This is a genomic window from Donghicola sp., from assembly GCF_025210255.1.
Classification (GTDB): domain Bacteria; phylum Pseudomonadota; class Alphaproteobacteria; order Rhodobacterales; family Rhodobacteraceae; genus Donghicola; species Donghicola eburneus.
This window is the reverse complement of record NZ_JAOARZ010000010.1, coordinates 18880-27162: the sequence shown is the minus strand read 5'-3', so window position 1 is coordinate 27162 and position 8283 is coordinate 18880. Positions and strand designations below refer to the sequence as shown.

At 58.5% G+C, this 8283-nt stretch carries 9 protein-coding genes; all 9 read right to left on the bottom strand.

The features are described 5' to 3' along the window. The coding region (locus N4A58_RS02560; RefSeq protein WP_293707503.1) for an acyl-CoA dehydrogenase family protein at positions 1 to 120 on the bottom strand (120 nt) is incomplete at its 3' end. 270 nt (positions 121 to 390) lie between these two features. Next, positions 391 to 1317 carry an FAD-binding protein gene (locus tag N4A58_RS02555; protein ID WP_050685836.1) on the bottom strand — a complete coding sequence of 309 codons (927 nt, stop codon included), beginning with the start codon at positions 1315 to 1317 and terminating at the stop codon, positions 391 to 393. Beyond that, positions 1317 to 2075: an electron transfer flavoprotein subunit beta/FixA family protein gene (locus N4A58_RS02550; RefSeq protein ID WP_027238724.1), complete on the bottom strand. Its 759-nt coding sequence runs from the start codon at positions 2073 to 2075 to the stop codon at positions 1317 to 1319. The genes N4A58_RS02555 and N4A58_RS02550 overlap by 1 nt, the downstream gene beginning before the upstream one ends. Before the next feature lie 42 nt (positions 2076 to 2117). Beyond that, the gene (locus N4A58_RS02545; RefSeq protein ID WP_050685834.1) at positions 2118 to 2900 is read right to left on the bottom strand and encodes an enoyl-CoA hydratase/isomerase family protein; all 783 of its coding nucleotides are present in this window, start codon (positions 2898 to 2900) and stop codon (positions 2118 to 2120) included. A gap of 11 nt (positions 2901 to 2911) precedes the next feature. Beyond that, entirely contained in the window at positions 2912 to 3688 is a 777-nt protein-coding gene (locus N4A58_RS02540; protein ID WP_027238722.1) for an enoyl-CoA hydratase-related protein, read from the bottom strand. Positions 3689 to 3767: 79 nt separating this feature from the next. Next, positions 3768 to 5018, bottom strand: a complete 1251-nt coding sequence (locus tag N4A58_RS02535; protein ID WP_027238721.1) for an ABC transporter substrate-binding protein — start codon at positions 5016 to 5018, stop codon at positions 3768 to 3770. 97 nt (positions 5019 to 5115) lie between these two features. Further along, the gene (locus tag N4A58_RS02530) at positions 5116 to 6354 is read right to left on the bottom strand and encodes an ABC transporter substrate-binding protein (protein ID WP_027238720.1); all 1239 of its coding nucleotides are present in this window, start codon (positions 6352 to 6354) and stop codon (positions 5116 to 5118) included. 33 nt (positions 6355 to 6387) lie between these two features. Continuing rightward, positions 6388 to 7197 carry an ABC transporter ATP-binding protein gene (locus N4A58_RS02525; RefSeq protein WP_050685932.1) on the bottom strand — a complete coding sequence of 270 codons (810 nt, stop codon included), beginning with the start codon at positions 7195 to 7197 and terminating at the stop codon, positions 6388 to 6390. A gap of 10 nt (positions 7198 to 7207) precedes the next feature. After that, positions 7208 to 8281 carry a branched-chain amino acid ABC transporter permease gene (locus N4A58_RS02520; RefSeq protein ID WP_028095207.1) on the bottom strand — a complete coding sequence of 358 codons (1074 nt, stop codon included), beginning with the start codon at positions 8279 to 8281 and terminating at the stop codon, positions 7208 to 7210. Between the last annotated feature and the right edge of the window lie 2 nt (positions 8282 to 8283).

Sequence of the window (8283 nt, the reverse complement as noted above, 5' to 3'; positions counted from 1 at the left end):
GACACCCTGCTGCCCGACTGTTTTCCAGAAGTCGCGGTCAACAATTCCCTGCTCCGCCCATTTTTCAATCTTCGGAGCCATCTCTGCATCGAAAAGCCTGCGTGTACTATCGGCGAACATCTTGTGTTCATCCACTGCCCAGCTAGGGGAGTTCTTAATCAGAGACATGAATTTTTCCTATCGATTCAAGCTTGTGTTGAGCCAAAATCTAACAAGTGTTTTGCTTCTTGACAATGAACCGGAGCCGTTCTGACGAGGCGTCACAAGGCTTAGGACCGCGCGCATCCTGGTCCGTCCGATCCGCTCGCCGCCCATTCGGCTCGTACCAAAAAAGGCCCGCCGGGGGTTCGGCGGGCCTTTGATGCGTTTTGGCGGGTTGGGCCGTGGCCCTTACAGCTTCTCGGTCAGTTCGGGGACGGCCTGGAACAGGTCGGCGACCAGTCCGAAGTCGGCGACCTGGAAGATCGGGGCTTCTTCGTCCTTGTTGATCGCGACGATGATCTTGCTGTCCTTCATCCCGGCCAAGTGCTGGATCGCGCCCGATATGCCGGCGGCGATGTACAGATCCGGTGCCACGACCTTGCCGGTCTGACCCACCTGCCAGTCGTTCGGTGCAAAGCCCGAGTCGACGGCGGCGCGGGATGCGCCAACGGCGGCGCCCAGCTTGTCGGCCAGTTTCTCGATCAGGGCAAAGTTCTCTTCGGAGCCAACGCCGCGCCCGCCGGACACGACCACACCGGCCGAGGTCAGTTCGGGACGATCCGATGCGGCGACCTTGTCTTCGACCCATTCCGACAAGCCGGGGTCGTCCCCGGCGCCGATGCTTTCGACCGAGGCAGACCCGCCTTCGCCAGCGGCATCAAAGGTCGAGGTGCGGAAGGTGATGACCTTTTTCACATCCGACGATTTGACGGTCTGAATCGCGTTCCCGGCATAGATCGGGCGCTCGAACGTGTTGCCATCGACAACGCCGGACACGTCCGACAGGACCATCACGTCCAGCAGCGCGGCAACGCGCGGCATGACGTTCTTGGCGTCCGTGGTGGCCGGGGCGACGATATGTTCATAGTCACCGGCCAGCGATGCGATCAGCGCGGCGGTCGGTTCGGCCAGGCGGTGACCCAGCGATGCGTCTTCGGCGACCAGAACCTTAGCCACACCGTCGATCATGGCGGCGGCGTCGCCTGCGGCAGCAGCAGAGGCGCCCGCGCACAGAACGGTCACATCGCCCAGGGCCTTGGCCGCGGTCACGGCCTTGGCGGTTGCGTCGATTGCCAGTTCACCATTGGTGACTTCTGCGAGAAGAAGAACAGCCATTACACAGCCCCCGCTTCTTTGAGTTTTGCGACCAGCTCGTCCACCGAGCCGACCATGATACCGGCCGCGCGTGCCGCGGGCTCGGAGGTTTTGACGATTTCCAGACGCGGCGTGACATCAACGCCGTAATCATCGGCGGTTTTCTCATCCAGCGGCTTTTTCTTGGCCTTCATGATGTTGGGCAGCGACGCATAGCGCGGCTCGTTCAGGCGCAGGTCCACAGTGACGATCGCGGGCATCTTGACCTTGATGGTCTGCAGGCCGCCGTCAACTTCGCGGGTCACGACGGCACTGTCGCCATCGATGCCCATTTCCGAGGCAAAGGTCGCCTGGCTCCAACCGAGGATCGCCGACAGCATCTGGCCGGTGGCGTTCATGTCGTTGTCAATGGCCTGTTTGCCCGCCAGAACCAGACCGGGCTGCTCTTCCTCGACCACCTTGGCCAGGATTTTCGCGACGGCCAGCGGCTCGATGTCGGTGTGCACATCATCGGCGGCAACCACCAGAATGGCACGATCCGCACCCATGGCCAGCGCAGTGCGCAGGGTTTCCTGCGCCTGTTTGACGCCAATGGAAACCACGACGATTTCTTCGGCCTTGCCGGCCTCTTTCAGGCGAATCGCCTCTTCGACGGCGATTTCGTCGAAAGGGTTCATCGACATCTTAACGTTGGCCAGATCGACACCGCTTCCGTCCGCTTTGACACGAACCTTCACGTTGTAGTCGATCACGCGCTTCACAGGCACGAGTACCTTCATTGGCGTGGTCTCCTTGAGTTTTGCGATAAGGTTTCAACCGAGCTAACGGTCTTTGAATTCTGGAGTTCTTTTTTCCGAAAACGCTTTCATGGCCTCGGGAAAGTCATGCGCGCACAGCAAAACGCTTTGGGCATCGCGCTCGATATCCAGCGCCTCGAGATAGCTGCACTCGGCTGCGGCGCGCATCACACGCTTGGCGGTCTGAACGCCAAACATCGGGTGCGTTGCAATCTCGCGGGCAATTTCCAGCGCCCGTACCTCGACCTGGTTGGCCGGCACGCATTCTTCGACAACGCGCAGGTCCCTGGCGGTGCGCCCGTCGATTTCACGGCCCGTGAGCACAAGCATCCGGGCAACGCCCGCACCGGCGCGCTGCTGAAGCAGCCAGCTTGATCCCGTGTCGGGACAACCGCCGACGCGTGCAAATACTTCGCACAGCCGGGCATCTTCGGCGGCAACGACAATATCCGCCGACAAGGCCAGGCTGAGGCCCGCGCCAAAAGCCACGCCGCATACCGCGGAAATCAGAGGTTTGCGAAACAGATAGGCCGCGCGTCCGCCATCGTGAACCAGGTCCACCATTTCCGACGTCGCCCGCGCGCCTTTGGCGATCTCGGACTGAAACCCGACAAGATCGCCGCCGCTGCTGAAATGATCGCCGCCGGTCATGACAACGACACGGATCGTAGCGTCCCGTTCGGCTTCGCGCAGAAGCGCCACCAGTTCTTCGACGAACCCGATGCTGTAAGGGTTGCGTTTTGTCGGCTGAAGAAACCGCAGGATTCCGACAGGGCCATCCCTGTCCAGGCGAATAAGCTCAGTCATTCAAGTCTCCATCAGGTCCCGGTCCAGACGGGTGCTCGCTTTTCAGCAAAGGCCTTTGGGCCTTCAATCGCGTCGTTGCTGGCGTAAACCACCTCGTGCAGGCGCTTGCCCTCTTTCAGGCCACCGGCACAGCCCAGATCCATGGTTGCGCGAACACTGCCTTTCGCGGCAACAACCGACAGCGGGGCCGCGCTGGCAATGCGTTTGGCAAGGTCGAAGGCCCGTGCGCGGACAGCATCGGGAGTGTCTTCGATATAGTTGGTGAACCCGTATTCGTGCAGGCGCTCGATCGGCATCAAGTCGCCGGTCAGAACTATTTCCATAAGGATGGGCTGCGGCAGCATGGACAATGCTGGCGATGCCCAAGGCGATCCACGACCGATCTTTACTTCGGTGATACCGACCTTGGTCCCCTTGAGACCGACCCGCAGATCGCAATTCAAGGTCAGCATCATGCCGCCCGCCATCAGCGACCCTGTCATCGCCGCGATGATCGGTTTCTTGCAGGCGCGCATGGTCTCGTGAAACGGGTCGCGCATCTTGGTCAGAATATCGACACCCTCGTCGCGTGCGATTTGTGTGGCTTCCTTCAGATCCAGTCCGGCGCTGAAAACGCCGCAATCGGCAGAAGTCAGAATGGCCACACGAACGCTGTCATCCGCCTCGATCTTTTCCCAAGCATCGGTCAGCCCGTTCGTCGCCGCCACGGAAAGCGCGTTTTTACGTTCGGGCCGGTTGATACAGACGGTCGCAATTCCGTCTTCGATCTTCACGTCAATGGGGCTCATGATACCTGCTTCGCTTTCTCGGGACAATCTAACTGCGGAAAGCTTCCCCGCGACATGTCTGCCGCGGGGAAGCTCTGTCTTATTCGACGGTGAACGTCGCGGAGCTGTGCTTGATGACATCCCAAACAACGTCGAGATAGTCGGCGCTCCAGTCGGTCAGCGGAACCCAGGTTTCGCCATTCCACTGTTCGACCCGAGTCTTGCCGCCACCACCGTGGTCTTTGTCGGTCACTGTAACCGGGGCCATGATGCCGTTTCCATCGAAGTCCTCGATCGATTCATAGGCATTCTTCATGCTTTCCGGTGTGATCGGCCAACCGTTTTCAGTAATTGCGATCCGCGCGGCTTCGAAACCGGCCGAGTAGATCGCCATGCCCGTGTTGTAGTACACGTCGCGCACCAGGCTCTCGGGACCGCTGCCCTTGCCATTGGCATAGTAGGTGTCCAGCATCGTCTTGACGATCGGAACTTCCTGGCCACCGGCCACGTTGGTCCCGCGCAGGATGCCTTTCGCCTCTTGTGCGCCAATATTGGCGATATCAACTTCGTTCAGCCAGTTCACCGACAGATAGCGGTCGATCGGGAAACGGTTGCGGCGCATTTCCTTCGAGGCGACCACATGCCCGCCCGCCAGCAGCCAGCTGATCACGTAGTCAGGCTTGTCGCGGCGGATTTTGCTCCATGCGCCGGCCTGATCCGACCCGGGAAGCGGCACGGGATACAGCTCCAGTTCGAACCCTTCCTTTTCGGAAAGCGTTTTCAGGATCTCGATCGGTTCCTGGCCAAAGGGATAATCCAGATAGATGAACCCGATCTTCGCCTTGCTCAAGTCACCGCCCATCTGACCCTTGATGAAGGCAACGTCATTTGCCGCCTGCTGCCAGTACGTCGGACCGACCGGGAAAACCCATTCGAACACTTCGCCGTCCACCGCGTCACCGCGGCCAACAAAGGACTGCATCAACACGTTGCCGTCCTTCATCGCACGCGGCAGAACCGCGTTCGTGACCGGCGTGGACAGAAAATTGAAAAGGAAAACGCCTTCGCGCTTGAGCTGCTCGTAGCATTCCACACCGCGCTGCGGTTCGTTGCCGTGATCGCGAATGATGACTTCAACCGGATGCCCTTCGATACCGCCATTTTCGTTGGTGTACATCGCCAGGTCCTGCGCGGCCTGGGCCACCTGCGGCGAAATGAACGTGTAGGATTTACTGAGGTCGAAGCAGAGTCCGAAGCGGATCGGCTCCTTGTCCTGCGCTGAGGCAACAGTCGCGCTTGCTGCCAGCGCAGTAGCAAGTACCACTGCCTTAATGTGCTGTTTGACTTTCATGTTTTCTCTCTCCCGTTGGTTTGGTTTGGGGCGGTGATACCGCTTTGTAAACGCCGCTGCCGCCCCGCGTAGCGTCGCCCTTCCTGCTACCAGTCTTTCACTGCTCGTATTTCGCGGAACTCTCTTTAACCACACCCCACACAACGTCCGTGTACGCAGAGATCCAGTCGGTTTGCGGCACCCAAGTCTCTCCGTCCCACATTTCGATACGGGTCTTGCCCCCGCCGCCATGATCTTCGGCCGTCACCGTAACGGGGGCCATCAGCCCGTTCGCGTCATAGCCCTCAAGCGACTCCAGTCCGGCCTTGTAGGATGTCGGAGTGATCGGCAGCCCCTCGGCTTCCGCCGCCTTGCGCGCGGCTTCGAACATGATCGAATACATGGCCAGCCCGGTGTTGTAGAAAACGTCCTGCGTCTTCTCGATCGGGCCGGATCCCTCGCCCTTGTCATAAAGCTCGGCCATGATTTCCTGATACAGGGCAATATCCTGACCGCCCACGACATTGGTCCCGCGCTTGATACCTTTGGCGGCCTCTTTACCGATGTTGGCGATATCGACTTCGTTCAGCCAGTTGACCGAGATGTATTTGTCCATCGGAATGCGATTGCGCTTCATCTCTTTCGAGGCAACCACATGGGCACCGCCCAGCATCCAGACGATCACATGATCGGGCTTGTCGCGGCGCACCTTCGACCACACGCCGGCCTGGTCGCTGCCAGGCAGTGGCACGGGGTACAGTTCAAGCTCGAAACCCTCTTTCTCGGACAGGGTTTCCAGGATCTCGATCGGCTCCTGCCCGAAGGGATAATCGAAGTAAACAAACCCGACCTTCACATCTGACAGATCGCCGTCATGCAATTGCTTGATGTAGGCGACATCGTTGGCGGCCTGTCCCCAATAGGTCGGCCCGATCGGATAGACCCAATCGAAGACGGTGCCATCAACGGCATCGCCGCGCCCGACAAGAGACTGCATCAGGATACGCCCGTCTTCCATGGCCCGCGGCAGGATAGCCAGAGACACCGGAGTGGACAGGGTATCGAAAACAAAGACGCCCTCGCGGCTGAGTTTCGAGTAGCACTCGATTCCGCGCTGCGGTTCGTTCCCGTGGTCACGCACGATGACTTCGACCGGTTCGCCACCGATGCCGCCCTTCATGTTGATGAGCTTGGCAAGGTCCATCGCGGCCTGCGAAACCTGCGGCGTGGCAAAGGTATAGGCTTTGCTGAGGTCGTAGCAGATGCCGATCTTGAATGGCTCGGCCAGCGCCTGGGTGCTGAACACTGCTCCTCCGAACATGGATAGTACAGCCAACGCTTTGGTAAATTTCTTCATTTGTTCCTCCCTGAACAACTTCTGATTAGTACCTCAACTCAACCAACGTTTGCGTCGGCTGTAGTGCTTGACGTTGTGAAAGTCGGTCTCTCCGCCGCCTAGATAGAACTCCTGAATGTCGGAGTTAGATTTGAGCGCCTCGGCGGTGCCGTGCATAACAACGCGGCCGTTCTCGATAAGGTACCCTTGCGAAACGATTTCCAGAGCCGCCAGGGCGTTCTGTTCCACCAGCAGGACGGACAGGCCCTCATCCTTATTGATCTTTTGCAAGATGCCGAAGATCTCCTCGACCAGGAACGGAGCAAGCCCGAGACTTGGTTCATCAAGCATCAACAGCTTCGGCTGGGTCACGAGGGCCCGCCCAATGGCAAGCATCTGTTGCTCACCACCCGACAAATAGCCTGCTTGCGAACTTTTGCGTTCGGCAAGCCGCGGAAAATATCCGTAGATCTTGTCCTTTTCCGCATTCAGCGTTGATCGGGACATTCCGCGCGGCGCGGCGGCGGTCAGGTTCTCGTCGGGGGTCAGATGTTCGAAGACCCGCCGCCCTTCGATGACATGACAGATGCCCATCTCGACGCGTTCTTGCGCGAGCGCTTCGGTAATGTCCACTCCCTGGAACGTTATCTCACCTCGGCTGATGCGTCCGCGCTCAGCCTTCAAAAGACCGCTGATCGCTTTCAACGTGGTGCTTTTTCCCGCTCCGTTCGATCCCAAGAGTGCGATCATCTCGCCCTTTGGGACTTGGACCGAAACACCTTTGATCGCCAGTATTACATTGTCGTACAGTACTTCGACGCTGTTCATGGATAGAATGTTCTGGGCTTCAACTTTTTCTTGCATCGGCATTCCCCTATTTCTTGAACTGATCGAAGGGCCAGACCATCAGATAGTCTCTGATGTTGCCGTAGAGTTTTCCCAAACCGAGTGGTTCGATCAGAAGGATAATGACGATCAGTGCGCCATAGACTGCGTTCGGGATGTGAGCGAGTGTTTCAACATCGATCTGCATGCCAAGCCCGTCACTCAACGTGACGACGAGACCGTTCACGATACCCGGAACAAGAAGGATCAGGGCAACACCGAAATAGGAACCGATAATGCTGCCAAGGCCGCCAACAATCACCATCGCAAGAACCTGGATCGAAACGGCAACCGAGAATTGCTCGGGTGCGGCGAGAAAGAAAAAGGTGGCAACAAGCAACGCACCGCTGACGCCTGCGATGAACGAAGAAGTCGCGAATGCGAGGATTTTGTAGTAGAAACTGTTCACACCCAGGATCGCGGCCGCAAAGTCTTTTTCCCGGACAGCGACCAAGGCGCGACCGAGTCCAGTCCGCTTGAGATTAAGCATGAAGATCGTCACCAACACACACCAGCCGAAGGCGACATAGTAGAAGCCAGTATCAGTGGTAATCTCTTGCCCGAGCAGCGCCAATGTCGGTGACTGGAGCGACGCGTGTGAGCCCCCCGAGATCGCCGGAGAGTGGGTCAGAACCCAGTCCATCACGAATTGCATAGCGAGAGTAGTGAGAGCGAGATAGAGGCCCTTGACCCGCAAAGCGGCAAAAGCGAACAGGCTGCCGATCACGGATGACGTCAATCCGCCGATGATAAGGGCGAATTCCCACGGCACCCCGAAACGCGCGGCATGGATCGACGAATACGCTCCAACGGCCATGACTGCAGCATAACCCAAGTGAAGTTGGCCTGCCCAACCTGTCACCAGATTCAATCCAAGCGCGGCGGCCGTCCAGATCAGCCAAGGAAGCATGTAGCTGTTCAGATAAAGCGACGGGATGATGAATGGCGCGGCAAGGCCAATCAAGAAGATGAATGCTGTCAGATTCCGGTCAGCAGGCACCTTGAAGATTCGGCTGTCCGAAACGTAGTTGGCGTGATGGACGCCAGAAAGTCTGTAAAACATGC